Annotated in this window: 14 protein-coding genes; 7 read left to right on the top strand and 7 right to left on the bottom strand. The window is 67.7% G+C overall.

The annotated features are described in order from the left end of the window. The first annotated feature begins 337 nt into the window (after positions 1 to 337). From A5688_RS02835 to A5688_RS02815, 5 genes are read left to right on the top strand one after another with little or no spacing between them, the layout of a single operon-like run. Positions 338 to 1,552, top strand: a complete 1,215-nt coding sequence (locus A5688_RS02835; protein WP_067834189.1) for a PPE family protein — start codon at positions 338 to 340, stop codon at positions 1,550 to 1,552. A 56-nt stretch (positions 1,553 to 1,608) separates the two neighbouring features. Continuing rightward, positions 1,609 to 2,181: a dTDP-4-dehydrorhamnose 3,5-epimerase family protein gene (locus tag A5688_RS02830; RefSeq protein WP_067834190.1), complete on the top strand. Its 573-nt coding sequence runs from the start codon at positions 1,609 to 1,611 to the stop codon at positions 2,179 to 2,181. After that, on the top strand, positions 2,166 to 3,749 hold the full coding sequence (locus tag A5688_RS02825; RefSeq protein WP_067834191.1) for a sugar transferase: 1,584 nt from the start codon (positions 2,166 to 2,168) through the stop codon (positions 3,747 to 3,749). The genes A5688_RS02830 and A5688_RS02825 overlap by 16 nt, the downstream gene beginning before the upstream one ends. 11 nt (positions 3,750 to 3,760) lie before the next feature. Beyond that, positions 3,761 to 5,224 carry an oligosaccharide flippase family protein gene (locus tag A5688_RS02820; RefSeq protein ID WP_067912367.1) on the top strand — a complete coding sequence of 488 codons (1,464 nt, stop codon included), beginning with the start codon at positions 3,761 to 3,763 and terminating at the stop codon, positions 5,222 to 5,224. After that, positions 5,221 to 7,179, top strand: coding sequence for a glycosyltransferase (locus A5688_RS02815; RefSeq protein ID WP_067912364.1), 1,959 nt, complete (start codon positions 5,221 to 5,223; stop codon positions 7,177 to 7,179). Before A5688_RS02820 ends, A5688_RS02815 begins: the two co-directional genes overlap by 4 nt. Before the next feature lie 35 nt (positions 7,180 to 7,214). Here A5688_RS02815 and A5688_RS02810 read toward each other — a convergent pair whose 3' ends face one another. Then, positions 7,215 to 7,964 carry a hypothetical protein gene (locus A5688_RS02810; RefSeq protein WP_242660330.1) on the bottom strand — a complete coding sequence of 250 codons (750 nt, stop codon included), beginning with the start codon at positions 7,962 to 7,964 and terminating at the stop codon, positions 7,215 to 7,217. 454 nt (positions 7,965 to 8,418) lie between these two features. Between A5688_RS02810 and A5688_RS02805 the strand changes: the two genes are divergently transcribed. Together A5688_RS02805 and A5688_RS02800 are read left to right on the top strand one after the other, a co-directional pair. Beyond that, on the top strand, positions 8,419 to 9,240 hold the full coding sequence (locus tag A5688_RS02805) for a class I SAM-dependent methyltransferase (protein ID WP_067912358.1): 822 nt from the start codon (positions 8,419 to 8,421) through the stop codon (positions 9,238 to 9,240). An 11-nt stretch (positions 9,241 to 9,251) separates the two neighbouring features. Then, positions 9,252 to 10,295 (top strand): glycosyltransferase family 4 protein, encoded by a 1,044-nt coding sequence (locus A5688_RS02800; protein ID WP_067834202.1) that lies wholly within the window; start codon positions 9,252 to 9,254, stop codon positions 10,293 to 10,295. 5 nt (positions 10,296 to 10,300) lie between these two features. On the opposite strand, the gene A5688_RS02795 is transcribed toward A5688_RS02800, so the two are convergent. The 6 genes from A5688_RS02795 to A5688_RS02770 all read right to left on the bottom strand — a co-directional run bounded on the left by A5688_RS02795 (position 10,301) and on the right by A5688_RS02770 (position 18,767). After that, complete coding sequence (locus A5688_RS02795) at positions 10,301 to 12,004, bottom strand: FAD-dependent oxidoreductase (RefSeq protein WP_067912357.1); 1,704 nt, start codon at positions 12,002 to 12,004, stop codon at positions 10,301 to 10,303. Further along, the gene (locus A5688_RS02790; protein ID WP_067912422.1) at positions 12,001 to 12,927 is read right to left on the bottom strand and encodes an aldo/keto reductase; all 927 of its coding nucleotides are present in this window, start codon (positions 12,925 to 12,927) and stop codon (positions 12,001 to 12,003) included. The genes A5688_RS02795 and A5688_RS02790 overlap by 4 nt, the downstream gene beginning before the upstream one ends. 16 nt (positions 12,928 to 12,943) lie before the next feature. Further along, on the bottom strand, positions 12,944 to 13,957 hold the full coding sequence (locus tag A5688_RS02785) for a glycosyltransferase family 4 protein (protein WP_067912354.1): 1,014 nt from the start codon (positions 13,955 to 13,957) through the stop codon (positions 12,944 to 12,946). Beyond that, positions 13,954 to 15,429: an O-antigen ligase family protein gene (locus A5688_RS02780; protein ID WP_067834207.1), complete on the bottom strand. Its 1,476-nt coding sequence runs from the start codon at positions 15,427 to 15,429 to the stop codon at positions 13,954 to 13,956. The genes A5688_RS02785 and A5688_RS02780 overlap by 4 nt, the downstream gene beginning before the upstream one ends. Next, entirely contained in the window at positions 15,426 to 16,898 is a 1,473-nt protein-coding gene (locus tag A5688_RS02775) for a polysaccharide biosynthesis tyrosine autokinase (protein ID WP_067912351.1), read from the bottom strand. Before A5688_RS02775 ends, A5688_RS02780 begins: the two co-directional genes overlap by 4 nt. A gap of 171 nt (positions 16,899 to 17,069) precedes the next feature. Further along, positions 17,070 to 18,767: a hypothetical protein gene (locus A5688_RS02770; RefSeq protein WP_067912348.1), complete on the bottom strand. Its 1,698-nt coding sequence runs from the start codon at positions 18,765 to 18,767 to the stop codon at positions 17,070 to 17,072.

Raw genomic sequence — 18,767 nt, 5'->3', positions numbered from 1 at the left:
AGATATCCAGTCCACTTCTGAGGTTAGCAGTCATACGGCTGTCCCGTTTGACGCGTGCGTAAATACCTGAGGTCTAGATCACACATTCTTGTCAAACTATTGGTATGTTTTATACGCTATTGTCAGATCGTCAGTTTGCAAACGGCTCCGAGACCGTCTCGAGCGTCTGCACCGCATAAGGGGAAGCACATGTCGTTCGTTACGGCGAACCGCTGGTCACAGGCCTTACCTGGCCGGCAGACCACGGCTGACCTGCGGTTTATCGACGCATTACCGGTCGCATTCGCCTCTCCTACCGCCGCCGGCGCCTCGGCCCGACTGACGGCCAGGGCCTGAGATGATCGATTTCGGAGCCCTTCCCCCGGAGATCAACTCCACGAGGATGTACGCCGGCCCCGGCCCGCTCTCGCTGACCGCCGCCGCGGTGGCCTGGGACGGTCTGGCCGCCGAACTGCATGCCGCGGCGAGCTGCTACCGCTCGGTGATCGCGGGTTTGACCACCCAGCGCTGGCTGGGCCCGTCGTCGCTCACGATGGCCTCCGCCTTCGCCCCGTACATGGCCTGGACGGCCGGGGCCGCCGCGCGGGCCGCGGAATCGGCCGGTCAGGCCCGGCTCGCCGTCGAGGTTTACGAAGCCGCCTTCGCCATGACCGTTCCCCCGCCGGCGGTGGCCGCCAACCGGGCCCAGCTCGCGATGCTGGTCGCGACCAACTTCTTCGGCCAGAACGCGGCGGCGATCGCGGCCACCGAAGCCGAGTACGGCGAGATGTGGGCGCAGGACGCCGCGGCGATGTACGAGTACGCCGCCGGCTCGGCCGCGGCCTGCTCGGTGACCGAGTTCAACCCGGCACCACACGTGACCAACGAAAGCGGGATGGCCCGGCAGGCCGCGGTGGTCGGACAGATCACCTCGCAGACCGAGCAAGCGAACCTCGCGCAGGTGGTGTCGAAGGTGCCCACCGCGCTGCACCAGCTGTCCTCGCCGATGACCGCCGGGATCAACACGGTCACCGACGCCGGAGGCACCGTGACCGGCACGGCCAGTTCGGCGGTCGACTCGGCCACCTCCTCGGCGCTTTCCAGCCTGGTGTCCCAGCTGCCCAACACCGCCGCCACCTACTTCATGGCCGGAGCCACACCCCTGTACGGGATGTCCTCCATCCTCGGCATGGCCCAGACCGCCCAGGGCCTGGCCAAGGCCGCCAGCGACGGGGCCATGGCGGTGGCGGGAACCGCGGCGTCGGGCGTCGCGAGCGCGGCGAGCAGCGGCGCGGGTGCGCTCGGGTCGCTGGGATCCGGCGTGTTCGGCAGCCTGGGCAGCGCGGCCTCGCTGGGCCCGCTGGCCGTGCCGGCGAGCTGGACGAGCGTGATCCCCGCGGCCAACAGCGCCGTGTCGGCCCTGCCGGCCATCAACCTCGCCGGCGCGAACGTGCCGCCGAGCGTCATGGGCTCGCTGCCGCGCCTGGCGGCCGCGTCCGGCAAGACGCTTGGACCCCGCTACGGCGTCATCCCGACCGTGATGACGCGTCCGCCCGCCGCCGGATACGCGTGAGCCACCGCATGCGCGACGAGGTTTCCTCCCAAGCCCGGTCACAGAAGGAGCGGTAAGTGAAGTACACGCCCACCAACGTCGCCGGAGTGACCATCATCGATCTCGAACTCAGCCGCGACCATCGGGGGTTTTCCTCACGCTCGTTCTGTGCCCGGGACTTCGCCAATCACGGGCTGAATTTCGATGTCACGCAGACGAATATCGTCTTCAACTACACCCGCGGCACCGTGCGCGGCCTGTACCGTCAGGTGCCGCCGCACGCCGAGGCCAAGCTGCTCCGCTGCACCCGCGGCGCCATCGCCGCCGTCGCGGTCGACGTCCGTCCCGACTCCCTGACCTATGGCGACCACGTGATGGTCGAGCTGAACGCCGATGACCACCGGACCCTGTACTTGCCGCCCTATGTCGCCCACGGCTTTCAGACGCAGGTCGATGACACCGAGGTCAGCTACCAGGTCAGCGGTCAGCACACGGTGCCCGACGATCAGGGGATCCGCTGGGACGACCCCGAATTCGGCATCTCGTGGCCTATCCCGGTCACGGTCATCTCCGAACAAGACGCGAGCTGGCCCGCGCGCAAACCCCGATTGGTACCAGTGGAGCAGGTGGCAACATGCATCAGTCGGTAATGATTCGCAACACGGTGGATGTCATGCCCAGCCGGCGGCCGCTGAAAGCCTGGTCCCCCAGCGTGACCGCGGCGCATCGTGGCGAGACCAGTGCTTCGCCGGCGACCGCGGAACCGCTGCCTTCGGCCGGTGGCAACGCCTTACGGCGTTGGCAGGACCACTATTCGCAGAATCTGCGCATCAGCGACTCGGTGATCGTCTGCGCCTCGGTGCTGCTCGCGCAGTACGTTCGCTTCGGCGAGATCGCCAACACCTCGGGTTACTCCGACCCGATGATGACGCTGTTCTCCGCCCTCTTCGCGGCGCTGTGGCTGTCGGCCCTCGCGGTATTCCAAACGCGCTCAACGCGAGTCATCGGCGCCGGGATCGAGGAGTACCGCCGGATCGGCACCGCATCCTTTTGGACGTTCGGCATCATCGCGATGGTGACGCTGCTCGCCAAGGTCGACTTGGCCCGCGGCTATCTCGCGATCGCGCTTCCCGTCGGGACGTTGGCGTTGCTGGGCAGCCGCAGCGGGTGGCGCAAGCACGTCAACCGCAAGCGCGCGGAAGGCCAGTACCAGACGCGGGTTTTGGCGATCGGAGACCGCCAGGCGGTTACGCACCTCGCGCATGAATTGGAACGTAGCCCGCTGGCCGGCTGCGTCGTGGTCGGTGTCTGCATCCCCGGCTACGGGCCACCCCGCGGAAACACCCTGACGATCGCGGGCCGCGAGATCCCGATCCTGGGCGACCAGACCCATGCGGCGACGGCGATCGCCAGCTGCGGTGCGGACACCGTGGCCCTGACCCAGACGGATCACTTTGGCATGCACGGGATCAGGGAGCTGATGTGGCAGCTCGAGACCATGAACGTCGATCTGGTGGTGTCGCCCGGTGTCATGGACGTGACCGAGGCGCGATTGACCCTGCGCCTCACCGCCGGGCTGCCGCTGCTACACGTCGACAAGCCGCAATACGAAGGGGCGCACCGCTTCCAGAAGCAGGCCTTCGACTTCGTGTTCTCGCTGGCGGCCCTGGTCGCCACCGCGCCACTGCTCATCGCCGCCGCCGTCGCCATCAAGCTGACCAGCAAGGGACCCGTCTTCTACCCGTCCGAGCGGATCGGTGTCGACGGAAAACCCTTCACAATGCTCAAGTTCCGCACCATGACCGACGGTGCGGACACGCAGATCGAGCAGCTGCTGTCACTGAACGAGGGCGCCGGCGGCATGCTGTTCAAGATGCGCGAAGACCCCCGGGTCACCCCCGTCGGCAAGATTCTTCGCCGGTACAGCATCGACGAGCTGCCCCAATTCATCAACGTCATCAAGGGCGACATGAGTGTCGTCGGGCCGCGGCCCCCGTTGCGACGGGAAGTGGACAACTACGAAAGCGACGTCAAGCGGCGGCTGCTGGTCAAGCCGGGCGTCAGCGGGTTGTGGCAAGTGAGCGGCCGTTCGGACCTGTCCTGGGAAGAGTCGGTGCGGCTGGACCAGTCGTACGTCGACAACTGGTCGATGTCGGGTGATCTGGTGATTATCGCCAAGACCGTGAAAGCGGTTCTCACGAGCCACGGAGCCTACTAGGCTCGCGAGCCATGACCGAGCCGACGGCACCCGATGCGCTGGTGCCGTCGGTGCCGCTCACGCGGATGGCTCACGCCTTCTCGATCCAGTTGATCTGCCGGGCCCTGGGCATGCTGGCCTCGGTGGTCTCGGTCGCGATGACCGCCCGCTATCTGGGACCCGGACGCTACGGCCAGCTCTCCATCGCCGTCCTGTTCATCGCCATGTGGACCAGCCTGGCCGATCTCGGCATCGCCACCGTGATCGTGCGCCGGGTGACCTCCGGTCGCGGCGACCTGGAGCGCTTGGTGCGGATCAACAGCGGCCTGGCCCTGATCTACTGCGTCCCGCTGGCCGCGCTGGCGGCGCTGTCGGGATTGCTGATCTACCGCGACGCGGACGTGCGAGTGATGCTCGTCGTGCTTTCCGGGGCGCTGCTGATGCAAACGATGGTGACGCGGTTCGAGCCGGTTTTCCTTGCGACGGTGAGGTTCTCCGCGGTGGCCATCTCCGACGTTGCCGGCCGACTGGCGGCCCTCGCCATGGTGGTCTGGCTGGTCGCGGCGCACGCGAACGTCATCTGGTTCGCCGTCGCGCAGCTCATCCCGCCGGCCGTGGCGCTGTTGATCCAGGGTGCCGCCGCGATGCGGCAGATCTCGGTGCGCCCCATCTTCGCGCCCCGGGAGGCCGCCGACCTGTTGCGGGAAAGCTTGCCGCTCATCGGGTTCCTGGTCGTCGGGCTGCTGTACTGCCGCGCCGACGGGGTGATCCTGTCCCTGCTGAGCACTCATGCCGAGGTCGGCGTGTATGGGCTGGCCTTCACGATCGCGTTCAACACCATCGTGGTGTCGCTGATCTTTCTCAAGTCGACGCTGTCGACGGCCACCGAGTTGTTCGCCCGGGACGTCGCCGCCTTCGCGGGGTTTCTACGGCGCAGCGTGGAGCTGATGTACTTCGTCGCGGTCCCCGTCGCGGTGGTCGGCGCGCTGCTGGCCGGACCGTTGATCGCGCTGTTCGGTGACAAGGCGTTCGTCGCCCGCGGCACGCCGACCCTGGCGTTGCTGTTCGTCGCGGCCGCGCTGCGATTCGTCAGCGGCACCCTGGGCCAGGGTCTGGTCGCCAGTCATCATCAGCGGATCTTGTTCTGGTTGACGATGGCCACCCTGGTGCTCAACGTCGCACTCAATCTCGCCCTCGCCGGACGGTACGGCGCGGTCGGTCCGGGCGTCGCGCTGGTGTGCACGGAGTTCTTCAACATGGTGGTCAGCACGTGGTGGCTGCGCCGCCATTGCGGCTACCGGACGCCGGTAAGGTTCTTGATGCGGCTGCTGATACCGACGGCGGCGAGTGTGGCCGTGGCGCTGCTGCTTTCGGGTCAGCATGTCGTGCTGACTCTGGTCACGGCCGCCGTCGTCTATCTGGCCACCAGCGCGCTCGTCGGCCCGATCGGCTGGTCGGACTTGACCTCCCTGCGCCGGAATCAGCTGGCGGCATGAAGCACGAATTGGACCGGGCGTATCTGAAGCGCCCGGTCGGCGACCCACCCGAGCTGCCCGCCACGCGCCCGCTGGCGGTGCTGATCGTCAACCGTGGCGGACGCGAGTCACTGGAGAGCTGCCTTCGCAGTCTCGCTGAGCATATGCCCGCGCTGCCGGTGCTTGTGTACCAGAACGGCGGTGACGATGATCCCGCGGGCGCCGCGAACTACCCTGCCGTGCAGTGGGTTTCCGGGACGGGCAACGCCGGTTTCGCGGCGGCCTGCAACGCACTGGTGGGGCGTGCTCCCCCCGACGCCGACCTGCTGTTGCTGGATGCCCGCGCCCGCCTGCTGGGGCCGCTCACCCGCACCCGCGAGTTGCTTCGCCGGCCCACGGTGGCGGCGGTGTCGCCGCTCGTGCGTGACGACACCGCACCCGGCCGGGCGCCGTGGGACGTCGCGGCCCGTCGCCGCACCGTGGCCCGTGAGCTCAGCGCGGCCGCCGGCCGTTCCGACGCGCTGCGCCGCACGCCCTTCTCCCGGCTGTATGCTCGCCAGCCTCCCGAATCACGGGGCATCGACGGCGATTTGAGCACCGCCTGCCTGGCGATCAACCGCGCGGCCTGGAACACCATCGGCGGCTTCGACGAGGAGTACTTCGGTTGCGGGGAGGCCGCGGACTGGCAGGCCCGCGCCCGCGCCGCGGGGTGGCGCATGCTCCTGGCCGACGAACTCGGCGCCGAGCTCACCAACCCGGCGACCGAGCGGGGTGCCGAACACCGACGCGCCCGTGACCTGGCGCGCACCAACGCCGCCCTGCTCCTCGAACACCACAACAGCGTTCACCACGCGGACGTCTACCTGGCCGGCACGACGCTGGTGGATCGGGTGCGGCGGTCGAAACGCCAAGCGCGCCAGACCACCGGCCGGCGACGTGACCTGCCGGCGATCGTGATCAGCACCAATCGCCTGGTCCACGGCGGCGCTGAGCGGCAAAAGGCCCTGCTGGCAACCGAATTGGATCGCCGCGGCTATGCGGTGACCATCGTCTGCGTGCAACGCTTCGGCCCGATGATCTCCGAGATCCCGCCGACCGTGCGGGTGGTGCGCCAGCCCTGGTGGGCGCCGGTTATCGACATCCCCGAAGGCCCGGCGGTGCTGATCACCGCCGACACCAACACCGAAGCGGGATTCGCCACCCTGTGGCGCGCCGCCGGCCGAAGCCGCCGCTGGCTGGTCGCTCCGCATGTGCCGCCGGAAGAGGACCGGCCGATCTATTCGCGGCCACTGACGGCCGCGATGAGCCGCGCCGACGGTTTCATCGTTCTGGCGCAACGCCATTGGGACATGCTGGCCGCCACGCACCGGCTCCGGGGCCGGCGATTCATCGCACCCAACGGCGTCACCACTGCGGGTGACCCGGTCCCGCGGATCCGCACCGCCGGCGAGCCGCTGCACCTCGTGATGCTTTCGCGCATCCTCGAGCACAAGAACCCGCACGTGCTGATCGAGGCGCTGGGTGAGCTCCCCGATTTGCCTTGGCGGCTTTCGATTTTCGGTGACGGCCCGGATCGGGAGAGGCTGCAGGCCCGCACGCCCGCCGGGCTGCTGAACCGGGTGAACTGGCGTGGCTGGGTCGACGGCCCCGGGACCGCGCTCGCCGACGCCGACCTGTTGTGCGTGCCGAGCCGTTCCGAGGCGTTCCCGCTGGTGATTCTCGAGGCGATGGCCCGCTCGGTGCCGGTGGCGGCGTCAGCGATTTGCGCCGTGCCGGAGATGTTGGATTTCGGAGAGGCGGGTTTTCTCGTCGACCCCGTATCGGTCGCCGGGTGGCGGGACAGCCTGCAGCGCATTCTGGCCGATCCCGACGCGCTGCCGGCGATGGGACGGCGCGGCTTCGAGCGCATGCACAGGTACTACACGGTCGAGGCGATGACGGACGCCTACCTGGAGGCGATCAACGCCGTATTGTGAAAACCCTTCGTAAGGTCCGACTTTCGCCGGGCCCGCTAGGGTTTGTCGCCGCCCAGGATCCTTGCCACCGTCCGCGGTGAGGTCCTGTGCTGCCCGAACCCGCCGTAGAGGAAGTAGCGCGGCTCGCAATAGATCTCGTTGATGTCGGTGGGCACGTCGGTGAAATTCTCCGCGAGCGCGGCGTCGATGAAGAATGCATCCGAACCCGAGTGGGAATTGCAGCACACCAACCGGTAGTCGAATTGGGCGAACAGCGCGGCGAAACTGGCCAGCGATGCGCCGAAGTAGTCGTCGGACTGCCAGACATGCTCGGGGTCGTAAGCGATCTGAAACTTCACCGGCGGCGGAAACTTGCCGTTGTACTCGACGACGAAGAGCTTCGGGCGGATGGCGTCGGCCAAGAGTTTCTCGACGAGATAGATGTCGTTGCCGTCCAAATCCAAAGAGATCACGTCCGGCTGCGTCGCGCTGATCCGCTGCAGGCAGGATCGGCTGAGCGCCAGGATGTTCTCCGCGGTGATCCAGGCCTTCTGGTAGGTGAACCGCGGGCCGTCGGTATAAGCGACCGCCAGGTCCTGTCCCCCCACCCAGAAGCCCTTCCAGCCCAGCGCCGCCAGGATCAGCGTGTTGTTTTCCGTTCCGTCGCCGACGCCGAATTCGGCGAACACCCCGTCCTCGAGACGGCCGATCCGGCGCAGGATCTCCAGCGTTATGCCGTCCTGGTCGGTTCCGGAGAAGCATCTCTTCCCGGCGCGATTCAGCGGGTTGAGGTGATTGGCCTTCATTGCTTGAGAATGGTCGAACAGGATCAGATCCTTGAGCTGGTCCCGCGTTTCAGTTCCGGCGATGCGCCGAATCTTCTGCCTGAGCCTCTTTCCGGGCGGTGGCGCGCTGCTGGCCATTAGGCGGTCATCCGGGGTCTCTTTCAAGCAAACATCGAATGGAGACTAAAGCTACCACGCCAACGCCGGTGCGAAGTTCTTGTAGCCCCTGCGATTTCCCTCTCCGAATGCCGGGGCGGCGCCACATCGCACTCCCCCATCCGCGCGTCCGTGCCCGCAGCTTCAATCGAATAGCCATGGTGCACAACCCATCGCCCTGCGTCGGCGCGGGGGCCGAATGCCGCGAATTTGCGGGCGGGTTGCCTTGCCCATCGCGCGGAACGTGCCGTAGGTTTTTCACTGTTCTTCTTCCGGCGTCCGCTGACGTCGCGGAAGATGCCCAGGAAGGTTTGATGCCGTGCTGTGCCGCATCTGCAGTTTTCAGACCAGCCCGGCATTCACGCGCCAGGTGCTCAACAAATACGACTGCAGGTATTACTTCTGCGACAACTGCGGTGGCCTGCAGACCCAGGAGCCGCATTGGCTCGATGAAGCGTATGCGAGCCCGTTGGCGGCCGCCGACACCACCGTGCTGTGGCGCAACCTGTACCTTTCCCGCGCGATATCGGTGCTGTTGTATTTCCTGTTCGATCACCGCGGCCGGTTTCTCGATGCGGCCGGCGGTTACGGCGTTTTCACCCGGCTGATGCGCGACATCGGATTCGACTACTACTGGAACGACAAATACTCCCCCAACCTCACCGCGCAGGGCTTCGAGGCCGATGCCGGTCCCGGAGCGCCGTACACGGCGGTCACGGCCTTCGAGGTGATGGAGCACCTGACCGACCCGGTCGGCTTCGTGGCCGGGCTGCTGGAGAGCACCGGTACCGACACGATCATCTTCACGACGGAGCTTTTCGACGGCGGTCCCCCGCCCCCGGACGAATGGATGTACTACGCCTTCGCCACCGGCCAGCACATCACCTTCTATCAGCGACGGACGCTGGAACTCATCGGGAAGCGCTTCGGCATGCAGTTCCACACCTCGAAAACCCGGTGGTGGTTCCTCGGCGGCATGGGGCTGCACATCTGGACGCGGGAGAAGGTCAACCCGCTGGCTTGGCGGCTGCTCGCCTCGCCGCGGGTGACGAACCTGTTGCAGGGGTTGCCGCGGCGATCGCTGCAGACGCGGATGTGGACCGACGCCGACCTATTCCTACACGCCGACGGAGGGTCGTGAATTCACCTCGGGTGCTGTGGCTTTCGCCGTGGACGCGGCCGGCGGTGCGCGTCCAGTCCGAGGCGCTGATCCGGCAGGGGGCCGACGTGCTGCTGGTGACGTCCGACCGGCACCCGGAGTCGGACGCGGCCCGCGACTACGAGTTGGTGCTCGACCCGCGGTTCAAGACCGCAGCCACCTGGCCGCCCACCTTGAAGGCCTGGCGCCGCATCCGCCAGTACCGGCCCGACGTGGTGATCGCCGAGATCGTCCGCGACCCCCGCTGGATCGCGCTGGCCGGGTTGGCGCCCCGCATCCAGGTGGTGCACGACGACCGTCCCCACGACCCCGGCGAACAGGTCCCGTCCTACGAACGCGCGGTGTTCGACCGCTGGGGCGCCCGCTCGGCGGCCACCATCACCTACTGCGAGTACGTCGCCGCCGGGGTCGCCACCCGCCGCGACGTTGCCGGCACGCCCGTGCACGTGGTGCCGCTCGCCAGTGACATAGACCCACAGCGGGTTCCACCGTTCGTCGGGCCCGACGGACGTCATGACTTCGTCATGTTCGGCCGGCTCAATCCGTACAAGAACGTCGACGTCGTGCTCGAAGCCTGGCAACGCCACATCGCCGGCGACGGCTGGCGCGGTGACAACCTGGTGCTGATCGGGGACGGGCCGCTGGATGCCGCCGCCCTGCCCAAGCACACGCGTTGGCGCACCGGCAGCTACCGCTACGCCGACGTCATCCCCACGCTGGCCGCCGCGAAGGGCTCGATCTCGCACTACCGGCGCGCGTCGCAAAGCGGCGTGCAGGTGCTCTCGATGCAGCTTGGGGTGATGCCGATCGTGTCCACCGCCGGCGGCCTGCCCGAATACCAGCCGTCGGGTTGCCCGCCGATCGGCATCGACGACGTCGCCGGCCTGGCCGCCGCGTTCGACATGCTGGCCGACCCGGTCGTGGCGGCCCAGTGCGGCGCCGAGGCGGCGCAAGACTACGCGCGGCGCTGCGACGTCGACATCGTCGCGCGCCGCTTTCTGGAGGTCATCGCGCAGGTGCTGGCCGGCCGACGCTGACTCACTCAGGCGGACCTGAAATCCGAAGGCCGGCAAGCGGTTCGGGCCTTGGCCAGGCGGTCGGCGAGCCGCACCCCCAGCGCGATCCCGAGCAGCGTCGGGTTGGCCTGGCTCGAGGTGGGGAGCACCGAGGTGCTCGCGACGTACAGCCCGCGCACCCCGTGCACCTCGAGGTTCGCATCGACGACGCCGCCCTCGGGCGTCCCGGACATCCGCGTCGTTCCGGCCTGGTGATATCCGGCGTGCCCGGCCAAAAACTCGCGGACCAAACCCTCGGCATCGTCGCTCAGCCACTCAACGTAGCCAACGTCGTGGCGGCGCAGGTGTTCATCGATGGCGACGATGGCGCGGCGCACGCTGTCGTAGTCGGCGTCGGAGAACTGGATGTGGGTGCGCAGCCTGCGCATGCCGAGCGCGTCGCGGTCGTCGCCCAGCTCGACGCGGCTCTCCCAGTGCGGAAGATGCTCGCCGTGGTAGTGCAGCAGATACCGATTGTCGGCGCTCTTGACGAAGAAGCCCGGCGCCTTGCGACCCCTGCGGATGAACCGGGCGTAGGAGAACGTCAGCGCAAATCGGATGGAGCCGAACAGGTCTCGCACGATGTTGACCAGGTGAGCGAGAATCTGCGGCGGCCCGTCGGTGTGTGTGTGCTTGGCGCGGATCGCCTCCGCGAGCAGGAACCGGCCGAGCGGGGAGATCAGCGTCAGATACACGCCCGACAGGATGCCGCTTCCGTGGCCGGGATCGTTGATCGGCGGATTCACCAGCCAGACAGCGGCGTTGAGCATTCCGTCCTCGCGCTGCAGGGCCGGATCGAGGGTGAAGCGGCGGCGAACGTACACCCCGTCGTTGTCGCGTTCGTAGGCGTGGATGACGTCGTCGCTGGTGAACCGCACGCGCGCGACGCGGCCCTCGACGTGCGACATGTACCAGCGCCCGAGGTGTCCGCCCGCATTGCCCAGTCCCGCCGGATGATGACGATCTGAGGCCAGCAGCAGCCGGGTCGCCTCCAGCCCGCCGGTCGCGATGACGTAGTCGGTGGCGACCACCGCGCCCTGGCTGCCGTCGAGTGTCTTGACCACGAGGTGGTCGACCGCGTCGCCGGATTCCGTGGTGACGATCTCGGTGCACGTCAACCCGGTCCACAGCGTGAGGCAGTGGGCGTCGCGCAGCTCGTTCCGGTACTGGCGGCCGAAACGCGTTGGCAACGCCCAGCGTTCGAGGTCGGTCGTGCGCACGTCACCGTCGGGAAGCCCGGCGACCAGGTCTCTGTCGGCGATCTCCGGGATATCGCGCGCGTTGAACACCGCCCGTCCGCACGCCGCCCAGTCGCAGGCGCGCTGCAGGTAAGGTTCGACGTCTCGATATCGGATCGGCCAGGGCGCCTGGGCGGTCAGCGGTCGGTCCTCGAAGTCGATCGGGTCGAAGTTGACGCAGCGCCCACCCCACAGCGCGGTGGTTCCGCCGACCTGCCGGCGAATCATCAGGTCGCCACGCGAGTGGAAATAGTCGTTCTGGCGCGAGTCCAGCGTTGACAGCTCTTGCGCCGCTTGGTCGGTGCGCTCCAAACCGCTTTCGATCAGCGCCACCCGGACTCCGGAGCGAGCGAGTTCCAGCGCGGTCGCGATGCCGATCGCCCCGGCGCCGACGACCACGACATCGGTGTCGATCGTCGTGTTCGTGGTGAAGTCCTGCGGGGCGCGGATCACCGGGCACCACCGGACCGGAATTCCGTGACGAGAGCCAGAAATCGCGTCGAGATCTCGGCGTCCGGGGGCGACGAGACGGCGTCGGCCGCGTGCGCGACCCGGTGCGGGTCGGTGGTGCTGTACAAGATCGCGCGGCAACCCGTTGCGGCGGCTGATGATCCGAGGATCAGCTTCGCCAGCGCGCCGGGGGCGAGCGGATCGAGTTGCAGCGCTTCTCGCCAGCGTCGCGTCAACGTGGCGTCGGTTCGCAACGCCGCCGACAAGGCGGTGTGCGAACCGTTGAGCACGCCGAACACGAGGTCGGCGGGATGGGGCGGCGGATTGAGCAGATCGCCGCGCACCTGGCTGACGCCCTCGGGAACGAATTCCCGGGCGAAGTCCACCTCGAGCCCCTCGTCTTGAGAGACGCCCCATGCGCGAATCTTGCCCTGCCGATGGGCGCGTGCGAAGAACTCGCGAAGTCCGGCGCTGTCCACGACGTCTTGTGGCCGGGGGCCGTGCACGAACAGGATGTCGACGTAATCGACGCTTAGCGCCGCGAGGCTCTCATCGAGGCTGCGGGCCGCTGAGGCCGCGTCGTAGATTCGCGCGGACTCGCCGGAGGCCTGGTTCCGTTTGACGGCGCGCCGCAGCGCCGGAGCTTTGCGCAGCAGTGCGCGCGCGGGCGCCTGAAACCGGCCGAGCCGCCGGGACATGCCGCCGACGTCGATGCCGAACTTGGTGGCCACCGTCACGGCGTCGCGGTCGACGGTGCGCAAGAACCTCCCGAGTTCGGCCTCCGCCTGGCCCAGGCCGTACATTCGCGCGGTGTCGAAGTGGGTGATCCCGTTGTCCACCGCGCTGCCGAGCACTGCCATCCGTTCCTTGCGGGAGGGCGATTGCATCAGGCCGCCACATCCGAAGCCGACCGCACTCAGGTTCAGCTTCGGACCCTGCAGCTCAACCCGTTTCACGAGCGCAGCCCTCGTAGATGCGGCGCAACTGGGCGCCGATGACTTCCGGGCTGCGGGTGGCCGCGACGTGCGCCTGGCCGCACAGGCCGTCGCGCTCGGCCAGCTCCGGATCACGCAGATACCGCCCGATCGCCTTCGCAAGGGCGGGCGCATCATCAACGGGCACAATCATTCTCGGATCACAGGCGATCTGCGCCGTGCCGCCGACCGGGGTCGCCACAAACGGACGCGCGCCGGCGAGTGCTTCGGTCAGGATCATCGGCATCCCCTCGGCGAACGACGGGAGGGTGACCACTCGAACCGACCGGATCAAGTCGCGGACCATGTCCGGGTGAACCGGCCCTTCGACGGTCAGGCGCTCGGTCGGCGGTGGCACGTAGTCGTCGACGAGACCGACTATCCGACAACGACCTTCGATGCCCTCGGTGAGGAGTAGCCGCCACGCCGCCACCAGCGTGTCGACGCCTTTGCGGCGACCGATGGTTCCCGCGAACAGCACCACGGGCGGGGTCGAACCGGCCGGCGGCGCTTCCCAATCGATCGGAATCGGGTTGGCCACCACCGAAGTCCGCACCCCGGGCGCCACCCATCGCGCGGCGGTACGCGCCTCCTCGGACAAGAGGATCACGTGGTCGGCGTGGCTCAACGTGGCACGAACGAAACGCGAACGCGCATGGGCGAACTCGTGGAAGTCCGAGCCGTGGATGGTGACGACGACGCGGAAGCCCCGGGCTTTCGCCAGCCGGATCAGCGGCCCTTCACGCAGCCAAGCGCCGCCGTTGGACATGTGGAAGTGCGTGACGGTCCCGCGGGGCGAGCGGGCCAACGCGATCCCGGCACGCGCGGTGAGCAACGAATTCTTGGCGTGGTGCCGCCCGTCCCACGTCGGCAGGACCCGGATCTCGTCGGCGCCGATCTTGTTGTCGCGGATGACGCGGATCACCGACTGCGTCCCACCGAAGCTGTACGGGTCGGGCCCCACATGGGTGACCGCATTCATGTCGTCGCGGCGATGGGCGCCGGCGCGGGCTCGGCGTCGAGTTCGCGCGCCGCACGCTCGCGGCGGCCCACGTTGGCGAAACCCATTGTCGTGCCCAGTGCCAGACCCATCGCCAGGGCGTCCATCGGCATTTCCGGCAGGGGCCACACGGCGGATATCGCGAGCAGGGCGGCGGAGGCGGCCGCACTGATCTTCGACGCCGCCGTCGCGGTGCGCAGCGCGCGGACTATCGGCGTCCCCGCGAACCACACGAACGCCGCCATGCCGACCGCCCCGGCTTTGGCCAGCCACCACTGATAGAAGAGATGAGAGTAGGTGGGGCCCAACGTCCAGGCGAACGCGTTGGGATCCCTCCCGGACGGCAACTGGTAGGCGTAGCCCAGTCCGTGACCGAATACCGGTGCCTGCGCGATCGCGTCGTTGAGCCGGGCGACTTCCCGCAACCGGTCCAGTGTCGATTCGTCGGTGGCGAGCGCACTCGCCGAAATCCCGCCCAGCACCCGCTGATTGAACGCGGTGAACTGGTCGCTGAGCCACGACCCGGCGTGCGATTGCTGCAGCAAGAACAGCGATCCCGGCACCATGACGGCGAGCACCGCCGCGCTGATCGTGGCGACGACGGCCGTCCGGCGGATGGCCGGCCAGCCAAAGCTGGTGAAGAACGCGACCGCGGCGGCCACCGCCACGGCGATCAGCGTGTTGCGGGCGAAAGACAGCAGCGAAATGATCAGCGCCGGCGGGCCCAACGCGAAAAGCATTGCGGGCCTGACCCGGCCGATGATCGAGGCGGCGACGAGCGCGCTGAGCACCGCGGTGGCCGGTGTCTGGATGGACAGGACGATGCGCAGAGCCTGGCCCGCGCCCGTCGCCCCCTCCAGGCTTTCCGCCCGGCCGGCCAGCCGGATGGCGTGCAACGAACTCACGATCGCCATGAACGCCGAGAACCACAGCGTCACGATCATCACGCGGATCGCCCACCTGACGTAGCCGCCGTAGACGACGAACAACGCCAGCAGAAATCCGATGACCATCTCGAGCAGGGTCGCCGATTCCCGCATGACCATCGTGGCTTCGTGTTCGAGCTGAAATCCGACGACGGTGTAGACCAGCACCGTGAACACGAACATCGCCGGCAGCAGGAAATCGGCGAACCGCGGTCTCACGATCGGGATCAGGTAGCAGATCGCCAGCACGGCGGCCACATGGTAGGCGTAGATCGCCACCGGGCCGATGACCTTGCCGACGTGCAACCCTTCGGGCAGCGCGGCGAACGCCAAGAACAGCGTGACCCCGACCATCCCCTCGGGCTTCACCCAATAGACCACCAGGCAGAACAACGCGGCGATCAGCAGCACTCCCTCGGTGGTTCTGCGCACCGAGAGCACGCCGAAGACGAAGCAGCCGAACAGGAACACCGCCAGCAGCGCGCCATCCACCGCCAGGCGATGGCGACCCGGCAGGTAGGGGATCACGCCGGCCCGCTGACCTTCGTCCGGTAGGCGCGCGTCGCCGCCTTGATGTGCAGGGCCGGACGGGCATCGGTCAGCACGGTTCCGATGACGTCCGCGCCGGCCGCGCGCAACGCGGTCAGCGCGTCCTTGAGCTCGTCGGCGGTGGTCCGGCGGGCCCGCACCACCAGCACCGTCGCGTGCACGGCGCCGGCCAGCAGGGCGGTGTCGGCCGTCGCCAGCACCGGCGGGCCGTCGACCACGATCCGGTCGAAGCGCGACGACAGCTCCAGCAGCACCCGGTCGATCACTTCGGGCAGAAACGCGCTGACCGGCGGGGTTTCGCGACGCGCGGACCGCGACGCGAGGGTGAACAGCCTCGCCGCGGGCGACTGCTTGACGGCTTCGCCGGCGATGTCCGGGTTGGCCAGCGCGCTGGCGAACCCCTCCCCCGACTCGACCCGCAGCAAACCGGCGATCACGTGCCGGCGGGTGTCGCCCTCGACCAGCAGGACGTCCTCGCCGATTTCGGCGAGTGCCAGTGACAGGTTCAGCGCCGTCGTCGTGGTTCCCTCACCACCGAACGGCGCCGTCACGAGCACCCGGTGGCCGTCGGGTCCCATCGCCCGCAGCAGCCGGGCGCGCAGGCCCCGCACCGCGTCGTCCAGTGCGCCGTCGCTGCCGAACCGCGGCGTGCCGCCACGCTTGCCGGACAACTCGGCCAGCGTCGGCAGACCCGAAAGTTTCTCCAGCTTCTCCCGATCGCGCACCGTGCGGTCGCCGGCCTCCCGGGTCAGCGCCACCGCGATGCCCAGCAGAAGCCCGGCGACAAACCCCATCGCCATGTTGCGCATCGGCACCGGCGTGACCGGATGCTTCGGCACCCGCGGCGGCTCCACCACCCTCGCCCGGGCCAGCGGCAACATCTTGGCCGCCGGTTGCGAGGGACCCGAAATGTCCGGCGACGGGCCGGGAGTGGGGGCGCTGGTTGGGGTTTCACCTGTATCGGGCCGCGGGCCGTTGGGCGCCGACGCGATCGGACCGTTCGGCGTCAGGTTCGCACCGAGCGCCGGGACCATGAGGGCGAACTGGTCGGCCATCGCCCCCGCCAGCGCCGCGGCGCGCGCGGCATCGGTGTCCTTGACGGTGATCGTGAAAAGCATTGATTTCGCGGTGTATTTCACCTGCGTCTGGCTCACCAGGGCATCGGGGCTGATCGGAACCTGCAGCTGATTGACCGCACGCTCGGCGACGACACGTCCGCCGGCGATCTGGGCGTAGGACGACAGCCGTTCCTGAGCGGCCAGCGTGCCGTTGTACAACTCCGTCAGATCGGTTGCGCTCGGAAACGAGATGAGGATCGTGGCCGTCGACTGGTAATGCTTGGTCTGCAACGCGGTGATGGCTGCGGCGCCGATGGTGCAGGCAAGCACCGCGGCCGCGGCGAGTTTCCAATGTGCAAGAAGAATCTTGACAAAGGTGCGGAAATCCATCCACTAACCTCTCTGGCCGACGCCATACGAATGGCGCCGATTCGATTTATTTCGTATTCGCCGCGCAAAGCTCAGTCCACATTATGCAGCAATCGTCATGCGGCATCGGCGGAATCGCAGGCGTGCCCTGCCGCGGGAATTCGCGCACTTAGCGGTCCTTCGCAAAGCTATTCACTGTCGGGGAGCCGAAGTCACCACGTCGCGCGAAACGTCGAGCGTCGCGATCGGATACCACCCGTTGCCGTCGCGTCCGCCACGCGCCAACCGCATGGGCGGATAGTTCACGACGTGCGACGCACCGGGTTTGTGCTGTTGCCAATCCACGACGGCGCTCAGCGTGTAGTGACCGGGCGCCAGGCCGGCCACGTCCACGGCGACCGAATCGGTGTAGGACGCCGGGACCGGTTCGGTACCGGATTTGTCACCGGATTGCCCCTGGGCCAGCGTCTTCAGTGTCACCGTCGCGGGCAGGGTGCGCACCACCGCTCCGGAGAAATCCACCAACCGGTAGCCGGGGACCCAGTTCTCGGTGGTGGCGGCCGAACCATAGTTGGTCCACACCACCTTCAGGGTCGGCACCCCGTCGCGTACCGACTGCGAGTCCGCCTGAGCTTCGACCGAGTAGCGATAGCCGGCGGCGACATTGGCCTGTGCCCACAGCAGGTAGAGCGCCGGGTCCATCACACTGCCCGAATCCACCGCCGGGAAGTTGTAACTCGACGTCATCGACACGTGGTACTTGACGACGTCGCGCAGCCCCGTGTCGTAATAGGACCGCGGATCGGTGCCGTCGGGCAGCTGGCACCATTCGGTGATCACCAACGCCGACGCCAGCCGGTCTTTGAGTTGGCCGACCAGCGGATCCTTGGTCCGCACATAGTAGGAGCCGTCCGCTTCGGCCCAGGTGGGCAACGGCGCGTACACGCCGAGGCAATCCGACCGGATCCCCACCGGCGCCGACAATTTCTTGGTGACATCGTCGGCGAGCAATTGGCGAACGATTTCCGGGTTCAGCGCGGTGGTCACCAATTGCGTATGGGGGAAGGCGTTTACGTTCGCCGAGACAAGCTGCGCAATGGCGGCCCTGGTGATGCTCTGATCACGAAACTGGCTGTAATACCCCAGCTTTGCGATGCTGTCTTCCGGTGACGGACCCGGCGCGCCCAGCTTGTCACGCAGATACGCGATGTGGTTTTCGCTGAAATCCCCGTAGCCGGAGAACTCGAACACGGACAGGCGCTCGTCGCCGTCGTAACGACGGCCCAGGGCGGCCAGCAGTTGACCGAAGGCGTTGAGATAACCGGGGTCGTTCCAGTTGGGTACCACCTGCGCCACGCCGGGTGTCCACCAATACCGTTGCGGCCCGGTGAGGCTGACGCTGGCATCGGGAATGCCGCGCATCCAGTCGGGCATGGCGATGTTGGTGTTGTTCGCGTAGGTGGTGTCGCAGCAGGAGTTGTAGGCGACCACGCGAAGCGTCAGCCGCATGTTCTTCCCGGCCAGCTTGGTCAGCGCGTCATCGATGACACCGAAGTCGAACTTGCGATCATCCGGAGCGTCGGGGGGCAGCGTGCCGGGATCGGTGGGCTGCAGCTGCCGCCACGAAACACGCAAACTGGCGTCATCCGACGCCGGCCACGCCGGGTAGCGTCGCTGCGCGGAATTGCCTTGCGGGAAAAGCGGCATCAACAGGTCTTCGTACTGTCCGCGCAGCGGATTGGGTACCTCTTGCACGGTCAGCGGTATGGGCGGGCTGACGATGACGGACAACGGACCGGCGTCGGCGCGGTGGGCGCCACCGCACCCGCTCAGCACCAGCGTCGCGCAGGCGATAACGACGGCCGCAATCAGTCTCAGAGTTCGGACCAC

This window comes from Mycobacterium mantenii (assembly GCF_001667865.1).
Lineage (GTDB): Bacteria > Actinomycetota > Actinomycetes > Mycobacteriales > Mycobacteriaceae > Mycobacterium > Mycobacterium mantenii_A.
The sequence above is the reverse complement of the archived record's forward strand: the minus strand, read 5'-3'. Positions and strand labels throughout refer to the sequence as shown.

Coding starts and splice junctions, on each gene's coding strand:
- A5688_RS02835 (WP_067834189.1), top strand. CDS start 338: ATGATCGATTTCGGAGCCCTTCCCCCGGAGATCAACTCCACGAGGATG.
- A5688_RS02825 (WP_067834191.1), top strand. CDS start 2,166: ATGCATCAGTCGGTAATGATTCGCAACACGGTGGATGTCATGCCCAGC.
- A5688_RS02820 (WP_067912367.1), top strand. CDS start 3,761: ATGACCGAGCCGACGGCACCCGATGCGCTGGTGCCGTCGGTGCCGCTC.
- A5688_RS02815 (WP_067912364.1), top strand. CDS start 5,221: ATGAAGCACGAATTGGACCGGGCGTATCTGAAGCGCCCGGTCGGCGAC.
- A5688_RS02810 (WP_242660330.1), bottom strand. CDS start 7,964: ATGAAGGCCAATCACCTCAACCCGCTGAATCGCGCCGGGAAGAGATGC.
- A5688_RS02785 (WP_067912354.1), bottom strand. CDS start 13,957: ATGAATGCGGTCACCCATGTGGGGCCCGACCCGTACAGCTTCGGTGGG.
- A5688_RS02775 (WP_067912351.1), bottom strand. CDS start 16,898: ATGGATTTCCGCACCTTTGTCAAGATTCTTCTTGCACATTGGAAACTC.